Below are 14,587 nucleotides of genomic sequence, written 5' to 3'. Positions count from 1 at the left end.
CGCGCGGCTACACGCGCTTCGAAACAATGCGAACCGTGCTGTTCCTCATCGCCGGCAAGCTAGATTTCTCCAGCTTCAACCCGCATGCCTCGTGAGCCGCTTTACCCACTGCATTTTCAAAAGAGCCTCAATTTATGTACCCCGTTAATAACCGTTTTTTGTCATTCACCGTATTCGCCGGGTGGCTCCGCCGGCATCCACGGCTTATCCGTCACTGCTCGATGTGCGCGCTCTTGACGAGATCGGTCACGACCTGCGCCGTCGCCTTGGCCAACGCAACCTGCTCGAGTTCCTTGCGCAAGCCGTCCTTCGATTGATCGAGCGTCGGGATCTGTGTCTTGCGCATATCGTCCGCACGCAATATCCAGAAAGCGTCACCCACTTGCACCGGTGCACTCGACACCGCCCCCTTCGGCAACTTCACGAGTGCCTCGGCAAGCGGCTGCGGCCAGTTCTGCGTATTGCCGGCCGTGATCGGCGTCTTGAACGACACCCAGTTCAGCGCACCGCCTTGCGCCGCGTTCGGCCCTTGACTGTATTGCTTCGCAAGTTGCGCGAAATCGTTGCCCTTCTTCAGTTGCTCGAGAATCGTCTTGGCAGTGGCCTCGTCCTTCACCGCAATCGCGCTCGGCTTGTACTCGTTTTCGCCGAGTGTCGCGACGATGGCGTCGTACTTCGATTTCACTTCGTCATCGGTGACGGGCGCGGGCTTCACGACATCCTTCAAATAGGCCTGCATCATCGCCGTCGTCTTCGTCTGCTCGACGATGGCCTGCACGTCGGCATGCGCGTCGTAATGCTGCTTTTGCGCCGCCTGGCGGAAAAGCTCGCGCGCGATCAACTGATTCTTCAGCGATGTACGCAGCGCCGGTGTGTCGGGCTGCCGGCTTGCACGCACGGCGGCATCGAGATCCGCCGCGAGAATCGTCACGCCGTTCACACGTGCGATCGCACCCGCAGGTAACGGCGCGCTCGCCGCGACAGGCGCCTGTGCGGAAGCCGATGCCGGCTTTTTCGCCGCAACGGCGGCTCCCGTCACTGCAAGCGCCGATACCATCAGCACTACGCGTACGCTGTTTTTCATGGTTGCTCTCAAGTTCTCGTTCATCGCCTCGTCCTTCCCCTCTCGGGATCAATCGGCATTCGCAGCTCGCGTATCTCGCGAGCTACGTCGCCAAGTTCAGTGTGAAAAGCACTACGCTCGCCTTGCGTCCCATCGCAGCAGGCTGCGTCAGCGCCTGTCCGGCAAGCAATTCGCCCGAAACCAGCCGCGAACGCACCCTCCATTGCGCGCGCACGCCGGCGCCGGCTCCTACCAGCGTGGGCCAGCCGCCTTGCGCGACGAGATGCGCCTTGCCGCCATCGACGAATACATAAGGCTCCCAATGACCATCGCGCCATGCCGGAGCATTGGTCCAGACGCATTCGTTGCGCAGATAAAACCCGCTATCGCCGCTGACGCTGCCCTGCGTGAAACCGCGCACCGTGTCGCTGCCGCCGAGAAAGAGCTGTTCGTTGCCGAACAACGCATCGTGGCTGTATTGGCCGGTAAACGTCCCGCGATAAGTCCAAGCTGTGGGCCCGATATGCCCTAACGGCATTTGCAGCGTGGTGCTTAAATCGAGACGCGTGAACTGCGCGTGCGCGTCGGCCTCGCCGATGCCATGCGCGTCATGTACCGCGGCAAGCCACGGCACGCCCTGCGCCACTCCCGTTTCCGCGGTGAAGGCAGCGGGCTCGCCGTGCGACGAGAAGTGCCAGAGGCCGGATACGCCCACACGCAGGACCGTGAGACTCTGCGGCGCGAGATTGATGTCATTGATGTCGCGTTCGGCGCGCAGCTTCGTCAGCGTGGCATCCACCGCGAAGCGCGACGCCGAAGACCGCGCGAACACGTAGTTCCAGCCGATGCTTTGACTGAACGTGCGGCCCAGCAACAACGCCGTATCGCCGATGGCCTGCTGGTACTCGGAGACCGAAGTCGTGTAGCTGAACGTGTGAAAGCCGTACGGCACGGCAGCCGAAAAGACGAGCGCATTGCTGTCGGTCGTGCCGATGTAGGAGATCCCGAACGATTCCTGGAAACCGAGCACGTTATCGGCTTCCACACCCGCGCGATATCGCAGCGTTCCAGTCGCGGAGGAACCATAGTTGTCGATGCCGAAGTTGTAAGCGAAACGCTTGCCGTAGGCGTTCTCGATTGCGACGATCGATTCGCCGCTGGCCTGTCCCGGCAGGATCTGAATCTGTGCCTGGTTGCGCCGCAAGCGGTTGATCTGGTCCACGCCTTGTTCGAGATCGGGCAGCCGCAATACGTCGCCGACGCCTTCCGGAAACGCCCATGCGGTACCGGCATCTGTAAGCAATCCACCGCCGCTCGTCTTCGGCAAACCGCTCTTGGGCAGGGGCGGCGCGGGACGCAATGCGGCGCCGTTGAGCATGATGCCTTCGATGCGCCCCGGCACGACGGTGACCGACAGCGTGCCCGATGCCAGATTCTGCGGCGTGCTCAAATAGACGCGTGTGGTGATGTAGCCCTCGGCGATATAGGCCTCCGTCAGGCGCCGCAGCAGCAGATCGATTCGATTGCGGCCAAGGTGCTTGCCGATGAACGGATGCGCAACCGCATCGAGTTGCCGCGCGGACAACACCGTTTCGCCGGCAAAAACGACATGCTCGATGAGAAACGTCGGCCCTGTCTCCGGCAGCGATTCGACGTCGGCGCCCGCTGGCAGGTTCGGAATCGTGGGCAGCGCCCCAGGCGCCGCTTGAATCTGCGCCGGCGCGGCATCGAGCTCGCGCTGGCGTTGACGTGCCCGTTGCTCGTCGAGCAAGCGCTGCCCCGGGTCCTGCACGCTAGGCAGCGCGGGCGGCAAGCTTGGCGGCGGAGGCGTTTGTGCGGCCGCGTGCCATGCAGCGCTCGCGAGCGCGCACGCGGCCATGGTACGAACGAATGCCGTTCTCACAGACCGAGCCATGACACGAGCCCGACGTGATTACCGATTCCCATCGGTTGCCGATAGGGCGGAGCGATCGTGACGATGCCATTCGTTGCGCTCACACCCTTCGCTCCCGAAAACGCGCCACCCTGTACGACACCCTGGCCGACAAGACGCACTTCGCCCGATGCGGCAGTGAAGAGCCCGCCGTCATCGGCCGCGTAAATCGCCGCCCAGTTGTTGCCGAACCACGCCTTCAGCCCCGTGTTGCGGTTGTACGCGGTGTAGCCCCTCACCCCTTGCGCCGAGACGATGGGTGCCGTGACGGTCACATTGCCGTTTTGGGAGTAGACGTTGCCGCCGATATTGACGGCTTGCGTGCCGGCCGTCATAGCAATGTCGTTGCTGGCCTCGATCGCCCCACCGAACGATTGGATGGTGCTCGATGCGCTCTGATGGCACACGATGAAGCAGGACCGGTGAAACGATGCCGATCCGGTGAACATGGCTTGATTGACAACTTGTTGCTGCGCCGTGATTGCGATGTTTCCGCCATTCGCGAGCAGCTTTCCATCCGGCGTCTTGTCACCATTCGCGATGATGCTGCCGCCCGCGTTGATGACGTTGCGGCCGGTCAGCGAGACGCCGCCGGCATCCGACACGATGTACGAGAGTTGCGCGGGCGCCGGCAGCGCGCCATAGTCGACCGAAAACCCGTCGTCGTTCGCGGCGAAAACGAGCCAGCGATGACCGTGGCTGGAATAGCTCGTCAACTTGCCGCCATTTGCGCCTTCAGAGTGGTCGATGACGTTATCGATATCGCCTTGAGCCGCGATCGACACGTTGTAGTTCGATTCGATACGCGCGTTGCGGTTGGTCACGTTACCGCCCGCTGTCAGCGATACGTCGTCGTTGCTGCCGAAGATGACGCCGAGCGTCGAAGGCTGCGAGGTATCCGACGCATTCGTCACTTCGCCGGTAGCCGAGAGCGTGACAGCGCCCTTCGATTCGGAGTTGTTCGAGATGCGTGTTACGCCCTGGATCAGGCTGCTCGTATTGGCAATATCGCCGGTACTCTTGATGAGAACGCCGCCCGCTCCCGATGCGATCGTCGATTCGCTGACGCCCACGTTCGACGCGGAGAAGCTGCTGCTCGAGAACACGATGTCGCCACCCGACTGAACGTGGGCGGCCGTTAGCGAGATCGCGCCGCCAGCCTGGGCGGTGATGCCACCGGCTGCCGCGATGCTGCTGCCCTGGAGCAGTTGAACGTCTCCCGCGGCACTGAGCGTGAAATCGCCAGCGTTTGCTACGAGCGTGCCCGCGCTGCGAACGCCTGCACCGAGGTCGTTCGCAATGAGGCGGATGCTGCCTGCCGTGATGCTGCCCGTCGGCTCGACATCGATGGCGATGGCATTCGGATTGGCGATCTGACTGTTGGCGAGCGAGAGCCAATCGTTGCCGTTGTCGTTGGGCGAGATTCCTGTATTCAGCGTGACCTGTGTCGTACCGGCCACCGCTCGCACGTATGCAGTGCCGGAACTGAAGCTGTTCTGTACCGGCCCGTTGATTTGAATCTGCTTGGCGATGAGTTCGAGCCCGATCAATGTACCGGCCAGCCCGCCGGGCCCGACTACGATGGTGCCGCCCTGCGTGTTCAATATGACGTTGCGCTGAAACTGGCCCGAGGCAAGCTGCACGTCGGAGAAGCTGACTTGGCCCGTCGTCAGTGCAACGTGACCCGTGTTGACGAAGGAGCCACCATTGACGGTGATGCCGTTCGGGTTCGCGAGAATGACATTGGCTCGCGGGCCTGCAACGGTGATGTCGCCTTGAATCAGGCTTGGGTTGGTACCGGTGACCTGATTGACGATCGTGCGAGCGTTGATGCCCGAGTTGTCGAGTGTCGCGCCGGCTTTGCCGACGTTGAAGCTGGTGTAGATGTTGTTGGATACGCCGTAGACAGCGGGTGCGATTGCAATCGTCTGCCGGCCGTTGGCAGCGGTCGAGACAGTGGTGGCCGTGCCGCCATCAGCGACGATGCCTTGCGCGCCTGCGCCCTGCGCCGAATGCGATACGGCGATCGATAAAAGTACCGCAGTGCCCAGATATCGACCGAACCACGACGGCATCCTCCGTTGCGTATCGACCGTCTCACCCGTGAGCCCCGCACGGTGGTTACGGAATTGCATGGTCTTCTCTCTGCGCGTCGACGGGGCCGCTTGTATCGCCTCTCGCTCATGCGCTTGTTATGCGAACTTCTTTTTGCAGAACCTCTTTGCCGCTGGCTTGAAACTGCCTGTGCCTATCACCTCGGCAAACGAGAGAAATGCTATCAGACAAATCAGTTACCAATGGTTACAAAAAGTCTTTCGAATTGAAAGGGTTCTTGCGGGCGACTCATGGCTTCGCCAGTTGCCGTCGGGATTTTGTAACGTTCGATGAGTGCAAGGAGAGGGCGATGACTAAAGGCCACGCATCGCTCCCCAGCTGATACCTGTCGATATGATCACAAAATCATGCCCATCCAATTCTTTCAAATTACAATCAATTAATTTCCATTTCCTTTCTTCGCTCGCTTGGCAAAGCACGTGTCTGCTGTTGCAAAAATCTGACTGTTTCCGCGCATCGGGGCATCCGCGGGTACAGCGCAACGCTTCGATTTGAGGAAGCACCCCAATCGACGCAACTTTCTTTGGAACGCTCGTTGCGTCAATAGCGGTTGTCCATCCACGCATCGTTCACTGCGGGAAGAACGGCCGATCGCACACCTGACGGCTGGCGATCCCGAGGGGGGAAGGCAATGAAGGAATCTTCAGCCACGCTGCGCGATTTGCGCCCCACCCAGTTCGCGGTTGGAATGGTTCAGGTCAGACGAAAAATGGCCGAGACCCGCGCGGTTTGCGCCGATACGCGCTATGCCTTCATGGAGCAGCGTGCGATTACGGTGGTTCGCGGTCCGCGCGGCGTATTGCATGTCATCGATCATCATCATTGGGCTCGCGCATGGATCGAACTGGGCATCGAACGCGCGCCGGTCGAGGTCAAGATGGATTTCCGCGACCTCGACGATATCGACTTCCTTGCGGCGATGATGGAGCGAGGTTGGGTCCATCCCTTCAACGAGCGGGGCGAGAAAGTCGACATCGCGACTTTGCCACCCTCGGTGGCGCAAATGCCGGACGATCCTTATCAAAGCCTCGCGGCCTTTCTGCGCATCGCGCGTGTGTTTGAAAACCCCGGGGAGTTCAACGCAAAGTTTGCATGGGCCGACTATCTGCGAGAACACGTCAGCGGCGACGCGGGGACGATCGAGGGATTTGCCGAGATGCTGGCGACAGCATTTCGCTTTGCGCATACCCCGGAAGCGCGAGCGCTTCCGGGGTATCGTCCTGAGGCTGCGAGGTGAACGGGCTATGGGTCGCGGCGCGACGGTAGATGCCGATGGCCAAGCCTACGATGACTACCACGATCGAGATCATGTCGACTGGACGTACATGTTCGCCTATCAGCAGCACCGATGTCACGATCCCGAAGACGGGAATCATCAGCGAAAGCGGCGCGACCGTTGACACGGGGTATAGCCTCATCAGCGAATTCCATCCCCAATACGAAAAGTGCGTCGCGAGGTACACCTGAAACGCAAGGGGGAACATGGCCACGCTGTCGATGTTGTGCCAAGTGGTCATGAACGGCTGCGCTCCTTCGATCAGCCAAGTCGCGGCCAACAAGGGGACGGGGGGAAAGAGGCTAGCCCAGACCATGAACGAGAAAATCTCTTTCACGCCGGATTTCTTGATGATGACGTTGCCGATGCTCCAAGCCACCGCACTGAGTACGATCAACGCAACGCCGAACACCTGATGCGCGCCGTTCTGCGCCATGAAGATGCCAGCCAAGCCGATCAGCACCACAGCGGCGCCGGTCCATTGGGCGGGACGCAGCCGTTCGCCAAATAGCAGCGCACCCCACAACATCGTGAAAAACGCGCTCAATTGAATGATCAGCGAAGCAATGCCCGGTGCAACGCCGACGGCAATGCCGTAGTTGATCGCCCCCCACATGCCGATGCCGAATATCAATCCATAGGTTGCGACGTAACCGAAGTGAACCGAGGGCCGGCGTATGAAAAAGACCAGCGGAATGGCCGCCAACGCGAATCTTATTCCCGTCAGGACGAATGGATCCATCGCATCGAGGCCGAGTTTGGTGATAGGGAAGTTGACGCCCCATACGAAGGTGACCAGCAGTGCCAGGACGAGGTGCCTTGTCTTCATCATGACTCCAGCAGGTGGGATGCACTCACGCCACCTACATGAGGTGAAGCCCCATGCAGAAATGCGATTAGCGCGTCGTTTGGTGGATATTCCTCAACGGATTGCTCCATCAATTAAGCCCTCGGATTTTTTTTGGAATGGCGATGCTAACGCTCTCTCGAGCGTTCACGGTTGCAAAATCAGGCGTTGTTATTACAAAATTGGGCCAGCCGTACGTTCTACGGCAAAGCGCCTTCCAGCCGGGCGCGAAGGACCGGATAACTTGATGAAGAGGGAGAGATTCGCTTTGAACGATGGTGCCGGTGCGGCCGATGTCTCAGTCACAACTCGGACCTTCAAGCCCGGTGAGGTTTTTGCTCGCCATAGTCACGAGGAAGGCCAATTCGCCTATGCGGCGACGGGCGGCATTTCGATGTTTACCGATGAGGGGAACTGGGTCGTGCCGGCGCAGCGTGCGATCTGGGTGCCGGCGACCATCGGTCATGAAATGCATATGCACGGCCACGTGACGATGTTGAATACATTCATCGGACCGAGGGCAGTACAGCTAGCGGCTTTGCCGTCTCATTGCCAGGTGTTCGGAGTTTCCGCACTGCTGCGGCATCTGTTCGATGCAATATTGGAGCTACCCGCACATGCGGGTGCAAAACACGCGCGGCTCGAAGCGGTGCTGCTCGACGAGATGAGCGGGATGCCGCGTCTGCCGTTCAGCGTGCCGTTACCCCAGGATCTGCGCTTGTCCCGTGCGTGTCGGTATATGCTCGATGCGCCAACGCAGACGATATCGATCGATGAGATGGCAAGGCTGGCGAATCTCAGCCGACGGACGTTCACGCGGCAATTCCGCGAAGCGACCGGTCTCAGCTTTGTGGTGTGGAGGCAGCACGTGTGCGTGCTCGAAGCGCTGTCTCGGTTGAGTCAAGGGGCGAGCGTGAAAGATGTATCGGTCGATCTGGGGTATAGCAGCACCAGTGCCTTTTCTGCCGCATTCAAACAGCTGCTCGGGGAGCCGCCCGTTCGATACTTGTCTCGATATCGGGAGCTTGGAGCGAAGGCTTGCTGAGTGCGGACATAAGCCCTCGATCAACTGCCGACGGTTTCGCTTGACCACCAAGCGAAACGATCGGCAGTTGCACCGACGCGTTACTTCGCAGCCGTAGCCATCGGCGCGCCCGTGTATTTGAGCTGCTCGACTTCCCGCGGTGCGGTTTCTGGATCATCGAGGGTCGGCGTGATGTGACCCACAAGCAATCCCATGCTGACGGTGGTGCGGACATATTTCGTGTCGCCTGCGTGCAAGGTGAACTTGATGTCCCGCTTCACCTCTGTCGACGTCGATACCGTGTACTCGCCTGGCATTTCATCGACGAAGAAGAAGCCGCCAGGTACGGAACGCCCGACGACTTTGTCGTTAAGCTTGATTTCAGGCTGAATTGCTGCCCCACCGAAGCTATCCGAGCGGAAGAAGTAGACGCGGCCATAATCGGGCGCGAGCGTCGGGATCGAAGAAGCGACTTCCTTGTACTGCGGTCCCGATGCGCAGCCTGCTGCGAGCAATGCAGCGCCAGCGGAAATCAACAACGTCTGAAAAAGCTTATTCATTCAAAGGCCTCCGCGAATCCTGGTCAGTAAGAACTGTGCTCGGCAAGTCATCGTTCCGGATTTCCGGTCTTAACCGGGCACTATTGGTTTACGGTTCGCGAGGCGCATTCTTTAGACAGATGTGTTGTTTGCCCCGTGGTCAGCGAAGTGCGGGGTCGATATACGTGCACGTGCGCGCCATGAGCGGCGATCGGCGTGCGTTCGGATATTTGCATTGGCTTTCGTATAAAGCGGTTAATCGGGCAGCGATCAAGCGTAAATTTCGCTGCGACTATCTAACCGCACCGAGGAAATCATGTCTGATATCAGCAGTGTTGGAGGCTCAAACCGTTCCCAGTGGTCGGCGGAAGACCCGTCGTCAGCGATTGAGAGACCCGCCGAGGGCGAGGCGCAATCGCAGGGCAACGCGTTTACTCTCGGCGAGCTCGCCGAATTGGCTAGGCAAGTAGGAATAAGGCTGAGCCGTCCCACAGCGGACAAGGGGTTCGAGGTGACGGCCTACACAGTCGAAGGTCTCGTGCAACTACCGGGTACGGACGGTGACCCCGCGCCGGAAGTGCGGGTAAAGCTACGGTACAACGCGAAGCTGCCGGAACGGCCAAACTCGCAATTGCTATTTGGGACCCCCGTCGAAGGCGAGAGATAGCCTGCTTGCCGACTCATTGTTTTGATACGGGCGCCCCTCTGGGCGCCCGTATCAACGCCGGGGAAGCCCCACGACGACGCAGTTGTCGCCTGTCGCGCGACTCAATCACCGGCAGCTGCAGCTCAGATGCGGCCGAGAGTCCGGCGCCGAGCTGAACGGCTGGAACCGGTCCTTCACGCCTGCTTTTTCCCGCTTGCTGATCGAAGGCCTCGATTGGTCCAGCGCATCTCGCCCTGATCCCGCGCCCGTCAGCACTCAATAAGCACTACTGCACCGCCAGCACTCCAGCGCGTTTTCAGTTGCTCGCTGCCGGCATGCCCGGTCAGCAAACGACGTCGCCGGCGAGCTTGGCGTGCAACGCGCGCGCCAACTCATCGACCGAGATCACCCGCTCGAACGACGTCAACATGCCGGTATGAATGTCGAGGGCTGCCTCCACTCGGACTCGAGGGCGCAAAAACCCCGAACGAGGAGTTTGCAATTACGAAGGCGCAATACGAGCAAGTTACGCGCATCGAGGTCGTCGAGCGGGCGCTTCAAATACTGCTTGGCAGCGGTGCACCTCTCACGCCCGGCATGCCTTCGCTGCTCGATGCGCAACTGGCGAAGGGCGATATGTATGGCCTTTCTGGCGCTGACTTGCTCGCGTTCGCCCTGCACGGCGCGATCGTCTCTCCGTATTTCGACCGCCATCCCCGTGTCCAGACCGTGTTGCAGGCGCCTGACAAAGCGCCGTATGCGGAGACCGTCGCACGTTGGACGCAGCGCGATTGGGAAGCCATCGCGCGCGAAAGCATCCAGTACCAATGACCGCGGCATCGCCACACGTTTGAATGAAACAAGAATATGGCTTACGACTTCGATTTCTCGAATATCGGTCAGTTGACGACAGCGGCAATGCAGGCATCCACGCGCGAGCCCGGCAGCTGCAACATGTGCAAAAAGAAGGGATTGCCCATCTTGCCGGTCCGTTACTCGGTGTTCGCCGATACGAAGGCGCACAGCGCGGCCGGTGCGATGAGACTCATGGGCGGAAACTTCGGCGAGGGGGTGATGAACATCGCGCTGAAAAAGGCCAAGTACGCGTTGCGCACGCTGCGCTACGGCTATGTGTACGTGTTCTACCCGAAGACCGGGCGTTGGCAGGCGTATGCGGTGACCGCCGAAGGGAATTTGTACGAATACCCTCTGGACATGAATATCGACCGCAGCCTCGAGCAGCCGTTCAACTGTCATCAGGCCGGACACGCGCAGTTGGCGCAGTGCATCACCATCGAGGATGCCGAAAAGGCAGGCGTCGTCTATATCGCCTTCAGCGACGAGCGGTGGACTAAAAAGGTCCGCGACGCGTATGCATCGAACTTCATGGGCTGCCGCGACAAGCGAATGCAAAAATTCGACGCAGCGAGATGGTTCAACGGCAGCACGCAGCAGCATCACGCGGATAGCGTGACACACGTTGCCGACCTGCTGAGCGAGTACAAGGCCAACCCTTCGGAGGCACTGACGACCGCCCTCTTCCCGTATCACAACCGCGCCGGACAAGGACCGGCGTTGAAGAAGGCGATGGACTCCATCACCCCTGAGAAGGGGCTCGTTTTCGCGCTCTGGGACCCGGTCGGGATCACGCAAGAATTGAACTTCGAACAGCGGCTCGCATTCGGCGCCGCGCTCGAGCCACACGGGCAAGGAATCTGGGCCGCGAGCGCCATCGATGCATTGCACGAAGCCGTCGTCGCATCGGCCAAGGAGGACATCGAAAACAGCTCGCGTCTGCTCGAGTCCAATGCCTATGAGGGGTTGGGCACAACGGCGATTTTTGACGGCGGGAAGCTGCTCGAAAAGCAGCTCAAGAGCATCGAGAAGATGAAGGAAGCGGATCTCGTCAGTGCCGGCCCCGAAGCCTGGAAACCGTATACGTTCCACTACCGGTCGGAAGCCATCGACGATTTCAAACGGAAGATGGCTGCAGAGTTGGAGCAAGAGCAGGCGAGTACGCTGGTGCCGCTTTCGCAGGACCACAAAGCTTGGCTAACCAGTGCTGCGCTGCTGGACGTTTTTCAATTCGACTACGAAGAGGGGAATTGCCGAAGCGGTGTGAGCTATACGAACATGCTCACGAACTGCATCGAGGGCGCGGCGGACCGCAAGGAGACGGTCGACGTGCTCGTCAAGTGGGCGAAGGGCGATGTTTCCGACAAGCGTAATCCGCTGCTGCGCGCGTTCGCGTTGAATCACCCGGTCTTGAGCGAGAAGGTCAAGGAGGCTTCGAGCTATCCCTATATCGAAATGCGGGAGTCCGTCGCGAAGCTCATCGAGGCTTATAGCAAGATCGAAGAGGTCGCCGAGAAGGCTGACCGCAGCCTCAAAGGGATCATCGCAAGCTCGTTCGCACGTTTGCTGCACGAGGCCGGCGGGCCGATTGTCCAAGCTGTTAGTTCGAGTGTGGATGCAACGGCTGCGAAAGTGCTCTACGCGGCGATGTGCATGCGGACGAAAAAGCTGTTCGAGTTCAAAGCGTTGTGGGGTTCACCCAATCAGTGGGTCTACTACATCGCGAGGCAGATGCAGGAGATGATGCCGGGACGGCAGCAGATTGATATGCAGGACATGCAAAAGGAGCTCCAGCAAAAGGCTGCGCCGGCGGGCGAGAAGGATTGGGAGGTAAAGGCGAAGCAGTTCGTGCTTGTTCAAAGTCGGGAACAGGATGCGGCGAATTTAGCCGGCGTCAAGGCCACTCCGAGCGTGTCGAGAGAGATGGCCGCCGCGACGCTAACGCCGGATGTGGTAGAAAAGATTTACATGCCAAGGTTTCGGCTTGTCACCAAAGGGGAACCGGCGTTTGCAGGCATCGGCGCGATCTTTAACGCTATCAATCTGCGTCTAGCTCGAGCGGAACTGAAGAAGTCCAATCGGTTCAACGAGACCGAGAACAGCATCAAATTCGATAATGCGGTTGCAGGGCTTGTTGCCAGCGTCGCGCAGTATAGCGCGGCCACTTTGCAGAGTTTTGAGAAAGAGGGCGTCAAGCTGTCGGCACGCCTGCTGCGGTTCGGGCCCGGCTTCCAGTTTGTTGGCCAATTCGGCGGGGCGGCAGTTGGCCTCGTGGCAGCGGCAATTGACGGCTATCATGCCTGGAATGACTATAAAGAAGGAAACTTAACGATGTTTGCTTTGGACGCGGCCGCCGCTTCTGTCGGCGTCGCGCTCGCTTATTCTGCAATATTTCTGTCCGCTTCCGCGGCTGCGATGGTCGCATTACCTCTGCTGCTATTCGCAGCAGTGATTGGCGTACTGATGAACTACTTCAAGGGGCGTGAGATTCGCGAGTGGCTCGATCACTGCTACTTCGGACGGAAAAAAAACGAGATCTTCTCGACCCTGGAGGAAGATCGGAAGGCATTCATAGCAATGCTCTCTTGACGGAGCGAAAATGGCGTTTGATGGATTGTCTTGGTATCGCCTCAAAAGGCCCGTGACGCAGGAGGAGCAAGCTACGCGCCTCCTGATCACTCGGCCGTGTTCTGCGATAGCGAAAGATGGCAACACCGTCTTCTCGATGAGCCAATGTTGCCTAGAGATTTCGGATGGTAAATATTGGGACAAAGGGCGAGGCCTTTTGGCACTTTTGCTGCCCGGCACGTTTTCGATCGCAGGTGCCGGTCTCATTCTGTGGATGATGACTCACGTTCCAACCGTCTATAGAGCGCGCGGGGAGTTGGGGTTTGTCTATGGAACGCTCAGCTTTTTTCTCGTTGTAATGCTCTGTTTTGTTGGGCTAGGGGTATGGGGTTTAACACGGGAGTGCTTTCGCTATACGTACAACCCTATCCGCTTGAATCGTGCCAATCGGACGGTGTATGTCTTTCGCCGCAACGGGCCTGGAGGCGTGCTCTCGGTGCCATGGGATAAGGCGTTTTTCTATGTTGAGCGCAAGCCCAGGGCAGGTCTAATGAGAACCGCGCCACGTGTGGTCCGCTGTCTCGTCCTCGACGACAACGGTCGCGTTATAGACACATTTTCAGTCGGCAAACGTCTTGTGTTGGCCTTCGACGAGGACAGCGCTCCAGGTCGCCTGTTGATGGACGAACTACATCAATATTTCGAATACTATCGGCGATTCATGGAGGAGGGCCCGTCCTCCGTGCCGACCGTGACGGAGTTCTTGAGTAGGACCGTCTCGTTCCGGAACACGTTGAAGTTGTACTTCAGCGGCGTTGCTGACATCGCTCATTCGCGACACCCTCTGCTGTGGTCGCTTTTTTTGATTACAGCGATCCCCACCTTTATGCAGGCTACTATGCACTACTTGACGCAATTGACCTGCCGCGAGCCCGTGTGGCCCGAAGCGGTCGAGCGCGCATGCGGTCCCACGGCAACCGAGGCGGAAGGACTCGCATCATGAACCGAAGATTTATCTGCAAGGGGCGCCAAGACATTCTGCGATGGCGTCGTCGACGGCAGCATTGAAGGAGCAGCGTGTTTTCAAACGGAATCCCGAATCGCGTGAAACGACCCGTGACGGACACAGAGGTATCGGCTCGCTTAGACCAGAAAAAACAGTGCGCCGCGAATGCGAAGAGTAGTGGAACCGCTTTCAAAGTCACCGATAACTACCTTGAAGTGTGCGATGGCCTCTATCGCGAGAAGGGATGGGGACTCTTGGCATTTTTCATAGCAGGCATCGGGGCATTGTGCTTGACGGCTATGACCGCGTGGATGGCCACCCACGTTCCGTCGGCGATACAGCAGAAGGGGCAGACGGGCCTAGTTCATTGGACATTTGGATTCTTCACGCTCGTGGGCATTGGTATCTTCATGCTGCCCCTTCGCTCTCTTCTGGGCGACTGTTTTAGCTACACCCGCAGGCCGATTCGCTTCAACAGAAGCGACCGGAAGATCTATGCATTTCGCCACAACGGTCCCGGCGGAGTTGTTTCGGTGCCGTGGGATGATGCATTCCTGTATGTCGACCGGCAACCGAAGGGTGGCATAACCCATTCCATTACACACAAGTCTGCTGCTCGAGCTCACGCGCGTATCTGATACCAGCAGCAAAATCCACCACGCGCTGCATGCCTAGCCAGATGGTCTTGACGCCAGGCTCGCCGTCGCCTTTGCGG

The 14,587-nt window shown here is 59.1% G+C and carries 13 protein-coding genes; 6 read left to right on the top strand and 7 right to left on the bottom strand.

The features are described 5' to 3' along the window. Positions 1 to 211: 211 nt before the first annotated feature. Genes GWC77_RS25190 through GWC77_RS25180 form a run of 3 tightly spaced genes read right to left on the bottom strand, consistent with a single transcriptional unit; the run spans position 212 to position 5,131 of the window. A complete protein-coding gene (locus GWC77_RS25190; protein ID WP_173261419.1) occupies positions 212 to 1,108 on the bottom strand; it encodes a peptidyl-prolyl cis-trans isomerase in 897 nt (298 codons plus the stop codon). 58 nt (positions 1,109 to 1,166) lie between these two features. Next, positions 1,167 to 2,942, bottom strand: coding sequence for a ShlB/FhaC/HecB family hemolysin secretion/activation protein (locus GWC77_RS25185; RefSeq protein WP_173261430.1), 1,776 nt, complete (start codon positions 2,940 to 2,942; stop codon positions 1,167 to 1,169). A gap of 20 nt (positions 2,943 to 2,962) precedes the next feature. Further along, positions 2,963 to 5,131, bottom strand: coding sequence for a filamentous hemagglutinin N-terminal domain-containing protein (locus tag GWC77_RS25180; RefSeq protein ID WP_254367167.1), 2,169 nt, complete (start codon positions 5,129 to 5,131; stop codon positions 2,963 to 2,965). Positions 5,132 to 5,742: 611 nt separating this feature from the next. On the opposite strand from GWC77_RS25180, the gene GWC77_RS25175 reads away from it, so the two are divergent. Then, positions 5,743 to 6,348, top strand: coding sequence for a ParB/Srx family N-terminal domain-containing protein (locus GWC77_RS25175; RefSeq protein WP_173261417.1), 606 nt, complete (start codon positions 5,743 to 5,745; stop codon positions 6,346 to 6,348). On the opposite strand, the gene GWC77_RS25170 is transcribed toward GWC77_RS25175, so the two are convergent. Then, on the bottom strand, positions 6,230 to 7,219 hold the full coding sequence (locus tag GWC77_RS25170; RefSeq protein WP_254367166.1) for an EamA family transporter: 990 nt from the start codon (positions 7,217 to 7,219) through the stop codon (positions 6,230 to 6,232). The two genes, GWC77_RS25175 and GWC77_RS25170, sit on opposite strands and share 119 nt — an antisense overlap. A gap of 79 nt (positions 7,220 to 7,298) precedes the next feature. On the opposite strand from GWC77_RS25170, the gene GWC77_RS25165 reads away from it, so the two are divergent. Then, positions 7,299 to 8,279 carry a helix-turn-helix domain-containing protein gene (locus tag GWC77_RS25165; protein ID WP_367949103.1) on the top strand — a complete coding sequence of 327 codons (981 nt, stop codon included), beginning with the start codon at positions 7,299 to 7,301 and terminating at the stop codon, positions 8,277 to 8,279. Between the two features lie 80 nt (positions 8,280 to 8,359). On the opposite strand, the gene GWC77_RS25160 is transcribed toward GWC77_RS25165, so the two are convergent. Continuing rightward, positions 8,360 to 8,818 (bottom strand): DUF2846 domain-containing protein, encoded by a 459-nt coding sequence (locus GWC77_RS25160; RefSeq protein ID WP_173261414.1) that lies wholly within the window; start codon positions 8,816 to 8,818, stop codon positions 8,360 to 8,362. Positions 8,819 to 9,786: 968 nt separating this feature from the next. Next, positions 9,787 to 9,903, bottom strand: coding sequence for a DUF6137 domain-containing protein (locus GWC77_RS30140; protein WP_367949102.1), 117 nt, complete (start codon positions 9,901 to 9,903; stop codon positions 9,787 to 9,789). Between the two features lie 137 nt (positions 9,904 to 10,040). Here GWC77_RS30140 and GWC77_RS29785 point away from each other — a divergent pair, with 137 nt between their 5' ends. From GWC77_RS29785 to GWC77_RS30385, 4 genes are all read left to right on the top strand, one after another. Next, a complete protein-coding gene (locus GWC77_RS29785; RefSeq protein ID WP_254367165.1) occupies positions 10,041 to 10,274 on the top strand; it encodes a hypothetical protein in 234 nt (77 codons plus the stop codon). Positions 10,275 to 10,310: 36 nt separating this feature from the next. Further along, on the top strand, positions 10,311 to 12,887 hold the full coding sequence (locus tag GWC77_RS25150; RefSeq protein WP_173261412.1) for a T6SS effector BTH_I2691 family protein: 2,577 nt from the start codon (positions 10,311 to 10,313) through the stop codon (positions 12,885 to 12,887). A 10-nt stretch (positions 12,888 to 12,897) separates the two neighbouring features. After that, positions 12,898 to 13,869, top strand: coding sequence for a DUF6708 domain-containing protein (locus GWC77_RS25145; RefSeq protein ID WP_173261410.1), 972 nt, complete (start codon positions 12,898 to 12,900; stop codon positions 13,867 to 13,869). Positions 13,870 to 14,171: 302 nt separating this feature from the next. Beyond that, positions 14,172 to 14,510, top strand: coding sequence for a DUF6708 domain-containing protein (locus tag GWC77_RS30385; RefSeq protein ID WP_367949104.1), 339 nt, complete (start codon positions 14,172 to 14,174; stop codon positions 14,508 to 14,510). Here GWC77_RS30385 and GWC77_RS25135 read toward each other — a convergent pair. After that, on the bottom strand, positions 14,470 to 14,587 hold a 118-nt coding region (locus tag GWC77_RS25135; RefSeq protein ID WP_173259959.1), incomplete at its 5' end, for an IS4 family transposase. The two genes, GWC77_RS30385 and GWC77_RS25135, sit on opposite strands and share 41 nt — an antisense overlap.

Source organism: Paraburkholderia sp. NMBU_R16 (assembly GCF_013282575.1).
Taxonomy (GTDB): Bacteria; Pseudomonadota; Gammaproteobacteria; order Burkholderiales; family Burkholderiaceae; genus Trinickia.
Note: the sequence above shows the minus strand (reverse complement) of the source record. Positions and strands in the feature narration are given on the sequence as shown.

Coding starts and splice junctions, on each gene's coding strand:
- GWC77_RS25190 (WP_173261419.1), bottom strand. CDS start 1,108: ATGAACGAGAACTTGAGAGCAACCATGAAAAACAGCGTACGCGTAGTG.
- GWC77_RS25185 (WP_173261430.1), bottom strand. CDS start 2,942: ATGGCCGCGTGCGCGCTCGCGAGCGCTGCATGGCACGCGGCCGCACAA.
- GWC77_RS25180 (WP_254367167.1), bottom strand. CDS start 5,131: ATGCAATTCCGTAACCACCGTGCGGGGCTCACGGGTGAGACGGTCGAT.
- GWC77_RS25175 (WP_173261417.1), top strand. CDS start 5,743: ATGAAGGAATCTTCAGCCACGCTGCGCGATTTGCGCCCCACCCAGTTC.
- GWC77_RS25170 (WP_254367166.1), bottom strand. CDS start 7,219: ATGATGAAGACAAGGCACCTCGTCCTGGCACTGCTGGTCACCTTCGTA.
- GWC77_RS25160 (WP_173261414.1), bottom strand. CDS start 8,818: ATGAATAAGCTTTTTCAGACGTTGTTGATTTCCGCTGGCGCTGCATTG.
- GWC77_RS29785 (WP_254367165.1), top strand. CDS start 10,041: ATGCCTTCGCTGCTCGATGCGCAACTGGCGAAGGGCGATATGTATGGC.
- GWC77_RS25150 (WP_173261412.1), top strand. CDS start 10,311: ATGGCTTACGACTTCGATTTCTCGAATATCGGTCAGTTGACGACAGCG.
- GWC77_RS25145 (WP_173261410.1), top strand. CDS start 12,898: ATGGCGTTTGATGGATTGTCTTGGTATCGCCTCAAAAGGCCCGTGACG.
- GWC77_RS30385 (WP_367949104.1), top strand. CDS start 14,172: ATGACCGCGTGGATGGCCACCCACGTTCCGTCGGCGATACAGCAGAAG.